11 protein-coding genes are annotated in these 13983 nt (G+C 74.6%); 3 read left to right on the top strand and 8 right to left on the bottom strand.

Translation table 11 applies throughout. The features are described from left to right. Window positions 1–30: 30 nt before the first annotated feature. The 5 genes from AC07D6_RS07510 to AC07D6_RS07490 form a co-directional block, all read right to left on the bottom strand. Window positions 31–1251, bottom strand: coding sequence for an amidohydrolase (locus AC07D6_RS07510; RefSeq protein WP_315878367.1), 1221 nt, complete (start codon window positions 1249–1251; stop codon window positions 31–33). 194 nt (window positions 1252–1445) lie between these two features. Beyond that, a complete protein-coding gene (locus AC07D6_RS07505) occupies window positions 1446–2483 on the bottom strand; it encodes a hypothetical protein (RefSeq protein ID WP_479042796.1) in 1038 nt (345 codons plus the stop codon). Then, window positions 2480–3370: an N-acetylneuraminate synthase family protein gene (locus AC07D6_RS07500; RefSeq protein ID WP_479042794.1), complete on the bottom strand. Its 891-nt coding sequence runs from the start codon at window positions 3368–3370 to the stop codon at window positions 2480–2482. The genes AC07D6_RS07505 and AC07D6_RS07500 overlap by 4 nt, the downstream gene beginning before the upstream one ends. Next, window positions 3367–4791 (bottom strand): cytidylyltransferase domain-containing protein, encoded by a 1425-nt coding sequence (locus AC07D6_RS07495; RefSeq protein ID WP_479042791.1) that lies wholly within the window; start codon window positions 4789–4791, stop codon window positions 3367–3369. Before AC07D6_RS07495 ends, AC07D6_RS07500 begins: the two co-directional genes overlap by 4 nt. Beyond that, entirely contained in the window at window positions 4788–6131 is a 1344-nt protein-coding gene (locus tag AC07D6_RS07490) for a DUF6716 putative glycosyltransferase (protein WP_479042789.1), read from the bottom strand. The genes AC07D6_RS07495 and AC07D6_RS07490 overlap by 4 nt, the downstream gene beginning before the upstream one ends. 166 nt (window positions 6132–6297) lie before the next feature. Between AC07D6_RS07490 and AC07D6_RS07485 the strand changes: the two genes are divergently transcribed. Then, window positions 6298–7284, top strand: a complete 987-nt coding sequence (locus tag AC07D6_RS07485; RefSeq protein WP_479042787.1) for a glycosyltransferase family 2 protein — start codon at window positions 6298–6300, stop codon at window positions 7282–7284. Then, window positions 7281–8624 carry a polysialyltransferase family glycosyltransferase gene (locus tag AC07D6_RS07480; protein ID WP_479042785.1) on the top strand — a complete coding sequence of 448 codons (1344 nt, stop codon included), beginning with the start codon at window positions 7281–7283 and terminating at the stop codon, window positions 8622–8624. Before AC07D6_RS07485 ends, AC07D6_RS07480 begins: the two co-directional genes overlap by 4 nt. A gap of 252 nt (window positions 8625–8876) precedes the next feature. Here the strand turns inward: AC07D6_RS07480 and AC07D6_RS07475 are convergent, their stop codons facing one another. The 3 genes from AC07D6_RS07475 to AC07D6_RS07465 form a co-directional block, all read right to left on the bottom strand. Further along, window positions 8877–9695 carry a MerR family transcriptional regulator gene (locus tag AC07D6_RS07475; protein ID WP_479042782.1) on the bottom strand — a complete coding sequence of 273 codons (819 nt, stop codon included), beginning with the start codon at window positions 9693–9695 and terminating at the stop codon, window positions 8877–8879. A 70-nt stretch (window positions 9696–9765) separates the two neighbouring features. After that, window positions 9766–10422 carry a leucine efflux protein LeuE gene (leuE, locus tag AC07D6_RS07470; protein WP_315878289.1) on the bottom strand — a complete coding sequence of 219 codons (657 nt, stop codon included), beginning with the start codon at window positions 10420–10422 and terminating at the stop codon, window positions 9766–9768. A gap of 152 nt (window positions 10423–10574) precedes the next feature. Continuing rightward, window positions 10575–12155 (bottom strand): acyl-CoA mutase large subunit family protein, encoded by a 1581-nt coding sequence (locus tag AC07D6_RS07465; RefSeq protein ID WP_315878290.1) that lies wholly within the window; start codon window positions 12153–12155, stop codon window positions 10575–10577. A gap of 229 nt (window positions 12156–12384) precedes the next feature. On the opposite strand from AC07D6_RS07465, the gene AC07D6_RS07460 reads away from it, so the two are divergent. Further along, complete coding sequence (locus tag AC07D6_RS07460) at window positions 12385–13329, top strand: L,D-transpeptidase family protein (protein WP_479042779.1); 945 nt, start codon at window positions 12385–12387, stop codon at window positions 13327–13329. The last annotated feature ends 654 nt before the right edge of the window (window positions 13330–13983 follow it).

Here is a 13983-nt window from a genome sequence, read left to right as displayed (position 1 = left end):
CCGGGCGTGCGTGCCGGGGCCGTCCGGGGGTCAGGCGCCGGCGTCGATCAGGGCCGCGGCCGTGAAGAGTTCCACGCCCACCTTGATCGCGGCCTCGTCCACGTCGAAGTTGCCCCGGTGGAGGTCGAGGTGGGTCGGGTCGCCCGGGCGGCGGACGCCCAGGCGGGCCATGGCGCCGGGAACGTGCTCCAGGTACCAGGAGAAGTCCTCGCCGCCCAGGGACTGCTCGGTGCTCTCCACCGAGTAGGGGCCGCGGCGGCGCTCCATGGACTCGCGCAGGAGCTCCGTGACGACCGGGTCGTTGACGACCGGCGGGACGCCCCGGACGTAGTTGATCTGGGTCTTCGCGCCGTGCAGCGTCGCGACCTCGTCGATCGCCGCGTACACCTGATCCGGCGCGCCCCGCCACGCCTCCAGGTCGAGGCAGCGGACCGTGCCGCCCAGCTCGGCGTGTTGGGGGATGACGTTCGGGGCGTGGCCGGCCTCGATGCGGCCCCAGGTGAGGACCATGCCGGAGCGGGCGTCGATGCGGCGGGCGAGGAGGGCCGGGACGTCCGTGGCGACCCGTGCGACGGCGGTGACCAGGTCGGTGGTCAGGTGCGGGCGGGCCGTGTGGCCGCCGGGGCCGTCGAGGGTGACCTCCAGGCGGTCGCACGCGGACGTGATGGGGCCGACGCGCAGGCCGATCTTGCCGGCGTCGACGCGCGGGTCGCAGTGGACGGCGATGATCCGGCCGACGCCGTCCAGGACACCGGCCTCGACCGCGTCGACGGCGCCGCCGGGGAGGACCTCCTCGGCGGGCTGGAAGAGGAGGCGCACGGGACGCGGCAGGAGGCCCTGGCGGTGCAGGTCCGCGAGGACGAGCCCGGCGCCGAGGACCGTGGTCGTGTGGACGTCGTGGCCGCAGGCGTGTGCGCGGTCCGGGACGGTGGAGCGGTACGCGCACTCCTCCTTGGTGTCCGGGATGGGGAGGGCGTCGATGTCCGCGCGCAGGGCGAGCATGGGGCGGTGGCCGTCCCACGTGCCGACGTCGCAGACGAGTCCCGTGCCGCCGGGGAGGACCCGGGGGCGGAGACCGGCGGCCTCCAGCCGGGCCTTGAGGGCGGCGGTGGTGCGAAACTCCTGGTTGCCGAGCTCCGGGTGCATGTGCAGATCCCGGCGGAAGGCGATCAGCTCGGTACGGAGTGACTCCGGCAGCGTACCGAGGAGGGGCGTTTCGTCGGGAACGTCGGCTTCGGGTTCGCGGGACATCAACTTGTTCACCCATCACAGGGTAGGCGTCTTAGCCCTCCAACTTACGCGTGATCCACAAAACTTCAGCCCGTTAGGGGAAAGAAATCCGGCCGGCGGGGCTTGAGGGGGGTCCGAAGTGGGTAAGCTCACGCGATTTGAGGCTTGTGTTGATCTTCCTCCATCCCCGGGTCGAGCTGGGATCCGGCGGCCGTTCACGCGCCGATGAGCGACAGTCCGTGCGTCGACCGTGCCGTCTCGGCCACCGCCGCGAGGAAGCCGCGCGCCCGGGGCGGGACGCCCGCCCGCAGCCACTCGGGGGCCACGTCGCAGACGGTGATCGCGACGCCCGTGCCGGCGAGGGTCGCCGGGAGGGTGTGCACGACCGTCGACGGGAAGCTGAGCACCGTACGGCCGAGGGGGCCGCGCCGCGCGATCAGCTCCAGGGGCAGTTCGGGGCGGACGATCTCCAGTCCGGTCGTCGTGGCGATGCGGTGCAGCTTGGTCACGCTCTCGCGGCGGTGCGCGAAGTACCGCGTCACCCCGTGCGCCGCCGCGAGGGCGGCGACGGCCTCCACGTACCGGTCGGGGTCGACCACGCCGGTCTCCACCAGGGACGTGCCGACCAGGTCCGCGCCCGCGGTCAGCCGGGGCGGCCCGAACCGGGCGCGGGTCCAGTCGAAACGGTTCCTGCTCACCACCGTACCCTCCGGCGCCTCCACCGGCAGGGCGGTGAAGATCTCGACCGTACGGCGCCGGCCGGGCGCCAGCCGGCGGCGGGCCAGGGCGGTGACCGGGGCGAGGGCCAGCTCGCGCGGGCTGCGGCTGCCGCGCCGGTGCCAGCGCACCAGGCGCTCGCCGCGGGTCAGCTGGGCGGCGTACTCCATGGTGGCGGTGCCGTCGTCGACGACGGTGACGCGGCGCGGCGGGAACGCGCCGAGCAGCAGTTGCACGTACCGCGAGAAGGGGTCGCCGACCAGGACGCGATCGGCGCCGCGCAACAGCGGCGCGAGGTCCCGGAGCGTACGGGCGGGGCCGCCGCCCCGGCCCGCGCCGCCGCGGGCGTCGTGCCAGCGGACGGTGACGCCCTCGTCGCGGGCCAACTGGGCCATGCGGCGCAGCTGGCCCCGGGACATGGGGTCGGTCGGCGGGAGGACGACGAGGGTGAGCGGCTCGTGCCCGTCGGGGTGCGCGCGCACCCACTCCAGGACGTTCAGGACCTGGACGGGGCTCTCGGCGAGGGCGGTGTTCATGCCGGGGCCAGGACCCTGCGGAGCTTCTTCATGGGCGCCAGCTCCGACTCGTACACCCGCTTCACTCCGTCGCCGAGGGCGGCCTCGATGGTGCGGATGTCGCGCACGAGGCGGGTGAGGCCCTGCGGTTCGACGGAGGCGGCCTGGTCGGAACCCCACATCGCGCGGTCGAGGGTGATGTGGCGCTCGACGAAGACCGCGCCGAGGGCGACGGCGGCGAGGGTGGTCTGCAGGCCGGTCTCGTGGCCGCTGTAGCCGATGGGGATGTTGGGGTAGTCGCGGCGCAGCGACTCGATGACGCGGAGGTTCAGCTCCTCGGCCTTCGCCGGGTAGGTGGAGGTGGCGTGGCAGAGCAGGACGTTGTCGGAGCCCAGGACCTCGACGGCGTGCCGGATCTGCTTCGGCGTCGACATGCCGGTGGAGAGGACGACGGTGCGGCCGGTGGCGCGGACGGCGCGCAGCAGCTCGTCGTCGGTGAGGGACGCCGAGGCGATCTTGTGGGCGGGGACGTCGAACTTCTCCAGGAAGGCGACGGCCTCGGTGTCCCACGGGGAGGCGAACCAGGCGATGCCGCGGGTCCGGCAGTGCTCGTCGATGGCGCGGTACTCGGCCTCGCCGAACTCGACGCGGTGCCGGTAGTCGATGTACGTCATCCGGCCCCAGGGGGTGTCGCGCTCGATGTCCCACTGGTCGCGGGGGGTGCAGATCTCGGGGGTGCGCTTCTGGAACTTCACGGCGTCGCAGCCCGCGTCGGCGGCGGCGTCGACGAGGGCGAGGGCCGTGTCGAGGTCGCCGTTGTGGTTGATGCCGATCTCGCCGGTGACGTAGACGGGGTGGCCGGGGCCGACGGGGCGGCCGCCGAGGGTGCGTGTGCGCTGGTCGTTCATGGTCGCTTTCCTTGGGGGGAGCGGGACGGGGCGTGGGCGGTGGTGTCCAGTTCGGGTCCGAGGAGCCAGGCGGCGATCTCCCGCACGGCGCCCGCGCCGCCCCGCGCGGTGGTGACGGCGCGGGCGGCGGCGCGTACGGCGGCGTGGGCGTCGGCGACGGCGACCGGCCAGCCGACGAGGCCGAGGCAGGGCAGGTCGTTGACGTCGTTGCCGGCGTAGAGGACGCGCCGGGGGTCGACGCCGCGCTCCTCGCACCAGTGCTTGAGGGCGGCGTCCTTGCGGTCGACGCCGTGCAGGACGGGGACCTGGAGCTTGCGGGCGCGGGCGGCGACGACGGGGTTCTTCTCGGTGGAGAGGATCAGCAGGCGCAGCCCGGAGCGGCGGAGGGCGGCGATGCCGAGGCCGTCGCCGCGGTGGACGGCGACCAGTTCGCGCCCGTCGGAGTCGACGAGGACCCGGTCGTCGGTCTGGGTGCCGTCGAAGTCGAGGACCACCGCGTCCACGTCGGCGCGGGTCGGGAGGTCCGCCGGGTCGAGGAGCGGTGCCAGCGCGCGGGCGCGGGCGAGGTCGTGCGGGTCGTCGACCTCCAGGACGCGCGCGGGGTCGGTCGGGACGAGGGCGGTGCGGCCGAAGAAGCGGTGCCCGTGCGTGCGGAACCCGGCGGCGTCCATGGCGTACGCGGCGCCCGTCTCCAGGTACTCGGGGTGCCGGTCCTGGCGGCGGGGGCGGTGCGCCTTGTCGTGGTTGACCCCCCGGGCGTCCGGGGCGGGCGGGGTGTCCGGGGCGGGTGGAGTGTCCGGGGCGGGTGGGGTGTTCGGGGTGACCGGGGCGGGCGGGGGGCCCGGGGTGCCCAGGGCGGACGTTACGGGCGAGATGACCGGGGTGGGCAGGCTGTCTGGGACGGGTGGGGTGCCCGGGGCGGACGGACTGCCCGGGGTGCCCGGGGCGGTGGCGCCGGGGTCCGCCGGGGGCTCGTGCCGCCAGAGGAAGCCGTGGGAGGGGGCGACGGTGAGGGCCGTGTCGGCGCCGTGGTCGAGGATCTCCGCGGCGACGCCGTCGACGTCCCCCGGGGTGAGGAACGGGCTGGTGCACTGGACGAGGAGGACCACGTCGGCGGGGCGGCCGTGCCGGGAAGCGTGGGCGTCCAGGGCGTGCAGGACGGCCGCCTCGCTGCTGGCCGTGTCGCCGGCGAGGCCGGCCGGGCGGTGGACCACCTCGGCGCCGGCGCCCGCCGCGACCGCCGCGATGTCCGGGTCGTCCGTCGAGACCGCCACGTGGGTGACGCGGCGGGCGGCCAGGCAGGCGCGGACGGCGCGGGCGACCAGGGGGACCCCGCCGACCGGGGCGAGGTTCTTGCCGGGCACGCCCTTGGAGCCGCCGCGGGCCGGGATCACCGCCAGGACGGTGCGCGGGGCGCTCACAGCTCCCCCAGCCGGCGGATGAGGGGCGCCACGTGTTGGACGCCGTGCCGGTACGCGCCCCGCGCGGCCCCGCGCGCCGCGTCGCGCAGGAGGCGGCGCGCGCCGCGCGCCACGGGCGCCCCGGGCGCCGACGTGTCGGTGTCCAGGCGGTGGCGGGCGAGGACGCCGGGGAGGTAGCCGGGGGCGGTGGTGGCCGTGTAGTACGGGGCGATCGGCGGCAGGACGTCCCGCGCCAGCAGGTCGGCCACGCGCCGGCGGGCCGCCGCGAAGGCCGCGTCGGGGTCCCGTACGGCCTCCCCGGGCGGTACCGCGCCGCCGTCGCGCGCCGGGCCGGTGGGAGCCACGCCCTGGTCGGTGAGCCACGCCGGGTCCGGCACCGGGCGGTGACCGGCGTCGATGCGGTCCCAGGAGGTGAGCAGCCCGGAGCCGACGAAGTGGTGGTTGCCGAGCGCCTCGCGCACGCCCAGATCGGTGAGGACGGCGGTCGGCACGCCCCGGTGCAGGGCCTCCAGGGCGGCCGTCGACGAGACGGTGACCAGCAGGTCCGTACGGTCCAGGACCTCGCCCATGTTCCCGTACACGAGGCGCAGGTTGGGCGGGAGCGGCAGGGTCCGGGCGAGCTTCTGGTACGGCAGTTCCTCGATGTGCGTGGTGTGCTCGCCCGGCTTGGAGCGGAGCTTCAGCAGCACCTCGCGGCCCGGGTGCAGCCGGGCGTGGCCGGCCAGCCGGCGCAGCAGGTACAGGCGGTCGGCGCGCGACGCCGGTACGGACGGCTGCGCGGCGAACACGACGGTGTGCCGCCCCGGCACGGGCCGGTGGGGCGCCCCGCCGAGGAACGGCAGCGCGGCCTCCACGACCGCCGACGCGTCGGCGCCGACCCCCTCGTACACGGCGCGGAACCGGCGCGCGTCGTACGGGGAGTTGGCCAGGACGACGTCGGCGCCGTGCCGCAGCAGCAGTCCGTCGGTGAGCTTCTCGTAGACGACGCCGACGTAGCCGGTGACGACGACGGGGCGGCGGCGCGGGGACGCCCGGGCCAGCCCGTGGAGGAGCGCCTGCACGGTGCCGCCGACGAGGGCGAGAACGACCACGTCGTACGCCTCGTCCCGTACGGCCCGCAGGAACTCCGCGCCCGTCACCTCGCGGGGCGTGCCCAGGCCCGCCTCGGCGAGCTGCCGGGCGGTCGGGGTGGCGCGGCCCCGCAGCGCGTACCCGGTGACGTCCGGGCCGGTGGCGCCGGGCGGGGGCGGCGGGGCGATCCGGCGCGCGGTGAGCGCGCCCCATTTCCAGCGGGTGTCGGAATCCGCGAGAACGGCGATCCGAGGTGTGGGCGAAGGCACGCCGAGGACGTTAGGAATCCCTTTCGGTGCGCGGCCCAACTCGATCGCAACAAACGGTGAACAGCGTCCGGCGGCCGTCCGGTTCAACGGTGCGCCGCCCACTGTTCACCGCGCATCCCTTCCCCTGTCGGGAAGAATGCGGGGCCCGCCCCCTAATCTCCGGGGGGTGGTCAAGCTCTCCGTCGTCGTGCCGTTCTTCAATGTGCAGAGATACGCGCCCGACGCCCTCCGAAGCCTGCGCGCGAACGCCCGCGACGATTTCGAGTTCCTGCTGGTCGACGACTGCTCCACGGACGGCACGCCGGAGATCCTCCGGCGTGCCGTCCGGGAGGTCCCGGGCGCGGTGCTGCTGCGACACGAGCGCAACAGCGGACTGGCGACGGCCCGGAACACGGGGCTGGACGCGGCGCGCGGCGAGTACGTCGCGTTCCTGGACGGCGACGACTGGCTCGCGCCCGGGCACTTCGCCCAAGTACTGTCGGTTATCGAGGAGTTGGGGTGCGACTTCGTGCGCACCGACCACATCCGCTGCACCGGTTCGGAGCGGTCGGTCCAGCGGGTCCCGGTGGGCCGGCGCGGCGAGGTGCTGCGACCGCGCGACGCGATCCTGCCGGCCGACCGGTCCACGTCGGTCGACTACCCGTACGCCTGGGCGGGGATGTACCACCGGCGGCTCGCGGAGCGCGGGCTGCTGCGCTTCACGGACGGGTTGCGCACCGCGGAGGACCGCCCGTGGATCTGGCGGCTGCACCGCGAGGCGGATTCCTTCGCGGTGGTGGGGGGAACACCGGGAATCTTCTACCGGCGCGGGGTCGCCTCCTCCCTCACCCACATCGGCGACATGCGCCAACTGGATTTCATCAGGGCTTTCGACCAGGTAATCGAAGAAACCGCGAAAGATCCGGAAGCGGACCGGCTGATGCCGAAAGCGGTGCGCACGTACTGCGCGATCATCGCCCACCACGTGGGTTCCGCGGAACGGTTCCAACCGGTCGTCGCCCGGAAATTGCGGACGTGGAGCGCGGCGGCGCTGCGCCGGCTGCCGCAGGACGTGCTGGCGGACGCCCTGGACGGGATGGACGCGCGGCGGGCGGCGGTGTTGCGCCGGCTGCGGCGGCGGCCCGCCCTGGTGGGCGCGGGGGTGCCGGCGTGACGGTCCGACTGCTGTACGCGTCCAGCCTGTACGGCGCGGCGACGCTCGCCGCCGCCCTGGACGCCGGGCTCCTCCCGCCGGCCGGGCGGCGGGTGCTGCTGGTCGCGAACAACGCGGCGGTGCCCGAGACGACGACGCCGCTCGACCGGATGCCGGGGTTCGAGCGGCTGCGCGGCCGCTTCGACGCCGTGCTGTCCTGGAACGAGGCGGTCGCGCCGCTGCACCCGGCCGGCTGGACGCCCCGCCCCGACGACGTGCCGCTGTGGGAGCGGTACCTGCGGTCGCTGTGGGGGCTGGGCGGCGAGCGGGTGGAGCTGGTGGTGGAGTCGCTCCAGGTGGCACCCGCGCTGGCGCTGGCACGGCTGTTCCCGGACGCGCCGCTCGACGTGTACGCGGACGGGCTGATGAGCTACGGCCCGACCCGGGTCCGGCTCGACCCGCTGGTCGGGGAGCGGGTGCGGCGGGTGCTGCACCCGGAGCTGGTGCCGGGGCTGCGGCCACTGCTGCTGGCCGAGTTCGGGGCGGAGCCGGTGGTGGTGCCGGAGGACGCGTTCACGAAGGTGCTGGACGAGCTGGCCGGACCGGAGGAGCTGCCGGAGGTGCCGGCCCGGGGCGGTGCGCTGCTGCTGGGGCAGTACCTGGCCGCGCTGGGCATCCTCTCCCCCGCCGAGGAGGAGGCGCTGCACGTGCGGATGGTGCGGGGCGCGGTCGCGCTCGGGCACCGGCGGCTGGTGTTCAAGCCGCACCCGGTGGCCCCGCCGTCCTGGTCGCGGACGCTGGAGCGGGAGGCCCGGGCGCTGGGCGCGGAGCTGACGGTCCTCGAACGGCCGGTGCTGGCGGAGGTGGTGTTCCGCCGGATGCGGCCCGACCTGGTGGCGGGCTGCTTCTCGACGGCGCTGTTCACGGCGGCCCGGTTCCACGGCCTCCCGGTGGCGCGGACCGGCACCGGGACGCTGCTGGAGCGGCTCGCCCCGTACGAGAACAGCAACCGGGTGCCGGTGACCCTCGCCGACGTGCTCCTGCCGGACCTGGACGCGGGCGGCGCGGGCGCGCCCCGGGCGGTGGACGCGGAGGTGACCGCGCTGGTGGAGGCGGTGGGGTACGCGATGCAGCCCCGGGTGCGCCCCGACCTGCGCCCGGTGGCCGAGCGGCACCTGTCGGGCGCCGACCCGGCCCGGGTGGACCGGTACTTCCGCCGTCGCCGTCTCACCGCCCTGGGCCTCCCGGGCGGCCTGCCGGCGTCCGGCAACCGCACGGCCCGCCGCCTGGCCGGCCGGGTCCTCCGCCGCACCCGCCGCCTGCGCGGCCTGCGCCGCCTCCACCGCCTGTTGGCGTCCTAGGCGCCGGAGACGCCCGAGGCACCGGAGGCATCAGAGGTGCCGAATGCATCAGGGGCGCGAGGTACTGGAGATACCAGAGACGGCGGGGGTATCCGAGGCGGCGGAAGCGCCCGAGGCGCCGGAAGCACCCGAGGCACCCGGGACACCCGAGATCCGCAAGGCGCCCCGGGCACCCGAGGCAGCCGAGGCGCCCGAGACGGCAGGGACACCCGAGGCGCCGGAAGCACCCGAAGGTGGCGGCGCGGAGGGCCGCTAGTCGGCCAGGGGTTCCTGGAGTTCCGTCACCCACTTGCTCGTGTCGTCCGGGTGCTCCAGGTACAGCTCGCGGGTGTAGCCCGCCGAGCGGTGGCCGTGGGCGGCGGTCCAGGCGGCGAGCGTCTGGACCGTGGTGAGGACCCCGTCCATCGGCCCGCGGTGGATGGCGGTGGCCGCGCGGGCGACGGGCGGCAGCTCGACGAAGTCGACGTCCGGCGCGGTCGTGCCGGGCGGGACGATCATCCCGGCGTGGGCGAGGATCGCGCCGTCGCCCGCCGGGGCGTCCTCGTAGTACGCCAGGCCCGGACCGAAGCCGGTGACCCCCGCGGCGATCAGACGGGCGCACAGCTCCTCGTACAGGGAGGAGACGACGGGGCCGATGTCGGCGGGCGCGAAGCTCGCGGCGACCCCACTCAGTTCGGCCAGCCGCACGGCGGGAAGGCTCTTGACGACGACGTCCTGCGTGGACATGCGTCCCTCGCTCTCGATGACCCGGAGCCTCGCCGCGACCTGCCCGAGCCGGGCGGTGGCCTCGGCCACCGCCGCCTCCAGCTCGGCCCGCCGCAGCCGCAGCATCCCGCGCAGTTCGTCCGCGCCGACCTCGTCGTCCACGATCGACCGCACCTGGTCGAGCGTGAAGCCGAGGTCCTTCAGCGCGATGACCCGGTTGAGCCGGGCCAGTTGGCCGGCCTCGTAGAACCGGTAGCCGCTGTGCGGGTCGACGTGGGCGGGCCGCAGCAGTCCGATGGCGTCGTAGTGGCGCAGCATGCGGACGGACACGCGGCCGTGCCGGGCGAAGTCTCCGATGGTGAACATGACGCCTCCTACGACACGGCCTCACACGGTGTCAGGGTCAAGCGCCGGGCCCGGTGCCGCCGCCGGCCGGTCAGGCACCGCCCAGGGACAGCTTCGCGGCGAAGCCCAGGAACAGCGCGCCCGCCGCCGAGGTCGCCGTCGCCGACAGCCGCCTGCGGCGGCGGAACGCGGCGGCGAGGTGCGTACCGGCGAAGATCAGCAGGGACAGGTAGAGGACGCTCGCCACCTGCGCGAGGGTGCCGAGGACGACGAAGGACAGCGCCGGGTACGGGTACGCCGGGTCGACGAACTGGACGAAGAACGCGACGAAGAACAGGATCGCCTTCGGGTTGAGCAGGCTGATCACGAACGCCCGCCGGAACGGCCGCTCCCCCTCGGGCACCGGCCCGGCGGCGGCCGGCTCCGGCTCGGACCGCTCGGCGCGACCGCGCCACATCGCCCACGCGGCGCGCAGCATCCCGGCGGCGAGCCACGTCAGGTAGCCGGCGCCGGCGTACTTGACGATCCCGAACAGCACGGCGTTCGCCTGGAGCAGCGAGGCGACGCCGGCGGCGGACAGGGTCATGAGGACCGTGTCGCCGCACCAGACGCCGGACGCGGCGACGTACCCCTTCCGTATGCCGCTCCGGGCGGCGACGGAGAGCACGTACAGCGAGTTCGGTCCCGGCAGGAGGACGATGACGAGGAGGCCGGCGAGATAGGTCGGCAGATCGGTGACACCCAGCATGGGGCGGAGTGTCGCACAGCGGCGCGCCACTCCGCCTCCGAGTTCCGCGCCATGGAACGGCGCAGGTCAGCGGGGGTCAGCGGGGGTCAGAAGGCGTCCGTCGGGACGTACGTGCGGGTCCGTCGGGCGCCGGGGACGGGAGCCTCCGCCGGTCAGAAGGCGTCCGTCGGGACGTACGTGCCCCACACCTCGCGCAGCGCGCCGCAGACCTCGCCGACCGTGGCGCGGGCCTTGAGGGCCTCCTTCATCGGGTAGAGGACGTTGTCCGTGCCTTCCGCCGCCTTCTTCAGCGCGGCGAGGGCCGTGTCGACCGCCGCCCGGTCGCGCGCGGCGCGGAGCTCGGCGAGGCGCTCGGCCTGCTGGGCCTCGATGGCCGGGTCGACGCGGAGCGGCTCGTAGGGCTCCTCCTCGTCGAGCGTGAAGCGGTTGACGCCGACGACGACCCGCTCGCCGCTGTCGGTCTCCTGGGCGATGCGGTACGCGGACCGCTCGATCTCGCTCTTCTGGAAGCCGCGCTCGATGGCGCTGACGGCGCCGCCCAGCTCCTCGACCTTCGCCATCAGTTCGAGGGTCAGGGCCTCCACGTCGTCGGTCATCTTCTCGATGACGTACGAGCCGGCGAACGGGTCGACCGTGGCGGTCACGTCCGTCTCGTACGCGAGGACCTGCTGCGTGCGCAGGGCGAGGCGGGCGCTCTTGTCGGTGGGCAGCGCGATGGCCTCGTCGAACGAGTTGGTGTGCAGCGACTGCGTGCCGCCGAGCACGGCGGCGAGGCCCTGGACGGCGACGCGGACCAGGTTGACCTCGGGCTGCTGGGCGGTGAGCTGGACGCCCGCGGTCTGGGTGTGGAAGCGCAGCATCCACGACTTGGGGTTCTTCGCGCCGAACTCCTCGCGCATCACCCGCGCCCAGATCCGGCGGGCCGCGCGGAACTTGGCGACCTCTTCCAGGATCGTGGTCCGGGCGACGAAGAAGAACGACAGGCGGGGCGCGAAGTCGTCGACGTCCATGCCCGCGGCGACGGCCGTGCGGACGTACTCGATGCCGTCCGCGAGGGTGAACGCGATCTCCTGCGCGGGCGACGCGCCGGCCTCCGCCATGTGGTAGCCGGAGATCGAGATGGTGTTCCACTTCGGGATCTCGGCCTTGCAGTACTGGAAGATGTCGGCGATCAGCCGGAGGGACGGCTTCGGCGGGAAGATGTACGTGCCGCGGGCGATGTACTCCTTCAGCACGTCGTTCTGGATCGTGCCGGTGAGCTGGTCGGCGGGCACGCCCTGCTCCTCGGCGACCAGTTGGTAGAGCAGGAGCAGGAGGGCGGCCGGCGCGTTGATCGTCATCGACGTGGAGACCTTGTCCAGCGGGATGCCGTCGAACAGGACGCGCATGTCGTCGATCGAGTCGATCGCCACGCCGACCTTGCCGACCTCGCCGTGCGCGATCGGGGCGTCCGAGTCGTGGCCCATCTGCGTGGGCAGGTCGAAGGCGACGGACAGGCCCATCGTGCCGTTCGCGATCAACTGCTTGTAGCGGGCGTTGGACTCGACGGCCGTACCGAAACCGGCGTACTGCCGCATGGTCCAGGGGCGGCCCGTGTACATCGTCGGGTAGACGCCCCGGGTGAAGGGGTACGAGCCCGGTTCGCCCAGCTTCTCCGCCGCGTCCCAGCCGGACAGGGCGTCCGGCCCGTACACCGGTTCGATGGGCAGTCCCGACTCCGACTCGCGCGCCATGTGCTGTGCCTTCCGATAGACCTACTCGCAGGTACCGACCCTCGCGACGGACTGTAGCGGCGGGCGTGCGGCGGGTGGAGGGCCGCACGCTGGGACCTTCCTCACAGCCCCCGGTCGGCCTCCCGGGGCCATTTCGGTCACAGCATCGTCACACCACCCCGGTGTCGGGCAACCGGGGAGGACGGGGAAGTATCCCTGTCTACGTAGGTTCCGATCCCTGGGGGCTTCCATGCACCGTCGTCCGTCCGCCATACGCGGGGGGCTGCTCGCCGCCGCGGCGCTCGCCCTGGCCACCGGCTGCGCCGCCCAGGTCGTCGGGACGGCCGGGCCCGCCGCGTCGCCGGCCGCGCGGGAACCGGCCGAGGCCGTCTCGCCGACGCCCGCCTCGGCGTCCCCGTCGCCGGCGGCCCCCTCGCCCTCCCCTTCCTCGTCTTCCCCTTCCTCCCCTTCGACCTCCGCGTCCCCGTCCCCGGTCCTGCCCGCCTCCTCGTCACCGGTGGAGGGCGGCGACGGCAAGCCGACCGCCTCGGCGTCCCCGGTGGTGAAGGTGCTGATGGCGAAGGGCACCGAGAGCGAGCGGGTGCGTGAGCTCCAGGCGCGGCTGCGCCAGCTCGGGCACTTCCACCGCAGCCCCACCGCCTTCTACGGCGCCCTCACCGCCGAGGCGGTGTCGGGGTTCCAGGAGGAGCGGGGGCTGCCGGCCACGGGCGCCGTCGACGGGACGACCTGGGAGAGGCTCACCGCGGTGACGCGGAGGCCCACGCCGGACGAGCTGCGTCCGCAGACCACCAACGAGCTGGACGCCCCGGACCCGCGCTGCATGACGGGCCGGGTGCTGTGCATCAGCAAGGAGAGCCGGACGCTGGCCTGGATGATCGACGGGAAGGTCGTCTCGGCGATGGACGTGCGCTTCGGCTCCGTCAACACGCCGACCCGCGAGGGCACCTTCAAGGTGGACCGCAAGGAACGGACGTGGACGTCGACGCTGTACCACTCCGAGATGCCCTACTCGATGTTCTTCAGCCGCGGCCAGGCGGTGCACTACTCCGCGGACTTCGCGGCGCGCGGCTACAACGGCGGCTCGCACGGCTGTGTGAACGTCCGGGACAAGGCGCGGCTGGCGCAGGTCTTCGAGCAGGTGCGGGTGGGCGACAAGGTGGTCGTCCACTGGTGATCCGGGGCTCCGGGGCGATCCGGGGTTCCGGACTCCGGGGCCGGGAGAGGGGCGCGGGCGGGACCGGGGGAACGTGCCCCGCCCGCGCCGTGTGCGCCGAGCCGTAGGTACGGGGGGAACCCCGGCTCCTTGCGCCGCCGATGACCAGTCGGCTCACTCATTACTGCGTCACCGACTCGAAAAATGTCACACCTGCCACGCGACCCGAAGGAACCGCAGGTCAGAGGCGTGTCACGGGCGAAGCGGAAGCCGCACGAGCGCGCGGGCGCACGGGCGGCGCGACCCGGCGCGGGGACGCGCGGGCGAGCCGGGCGGCGGTCCCGCCGCCGGGGCGCGCGGGCGGGGCGAGGCGGCCGAGACCCGGTACGGGAACACGCGGGCGAAGCGGGGCAGCGGGGCCCGGCGCAACAGCATGCGGACGGAGCGGGCGGGGTCCCCGTACGGAAGCACGCGGGCGGGACGGCGGCGGGGCACGCGCGGGCGAAGCCGGGCGGCAGGATCCGCTGCCGGGACGCGCGGGCGGGACGGTGGCGGGGCCCGGTGCGGGCACGCGCGGGCGGGACGAGCCGCCGGAACCGGGGCGGTGACACGGCGGAGGGGCGAGCCGCGGGGCCCGGCGGGTCCGTGCGGGGCCCGGGCGGGTCCGTCAGCGGG

Source organism: Streptomyces sp. NPDC045287, assembly GCF_056432325.1.
The sequence above is the reverse complement of the archived record's forward strand: the minus strand, read 5'-3'. Positions and strand labels throughout refer to the sequence as shown.

What these genes read in the sequence shown, in the direction of transcription:
- AC07D6_RS07510 (WP_315878367.1), bottom strand. Translation starts at nt 1,251, where the DNA reads ATGTCCCGCGAACCCGAAGCCGACGTTCCCGACGAAACGCCCCTCCTC.
- AC07D6_RS07505 (WP_479042796.1), bottom strand. Translation starts at nt 2,483, where the DNA reads ATGAACACCGCCCTCGCCGAGAGCCCCGTCCAGGTCCTGAACGTCCTG.
- AC07D6_RS07500 (WP_479042794.1), bottom strand. Translation starts at nt 3,370, where the DNA reads ATGAACGACCAGCGCACACGCACCCTCGGCGGCCGCCCCGTCGGCCCC.
- AC07D6_RS07475 (WP_479042782.1), bottom strand. Translation starts at nt 9,695, where the DNA reads ATGTTCACCATCGGAGACTTCGCCCGGCACGGCCGCGTGTCCGTCCGC.
- leuE (WP_315878289.1), bottom strand. Translation starts at nt 10,422, where the DNA reads ATGCTGGGTGTCACCGATCTGCCGACCTATCTCGCCGGCCTCCTCGTC.
- AC07D6_RS07465 (WP_315878290.1), bottom strand. Translation starts at nt 12,155, where the DNA reads ATGGCGCGCGAGTCGGAGTCGGGACTGCCCATCGAACCGGTGTACGGG.
- AC07D6_RS07460 (WP_479042779.1), top strand. Translation starts at nt 12,385, where the DNA reads ATGCACCGTCGTCCGTCCGCCATACGCGGGGGGCTGCTCGCCGCCGCG.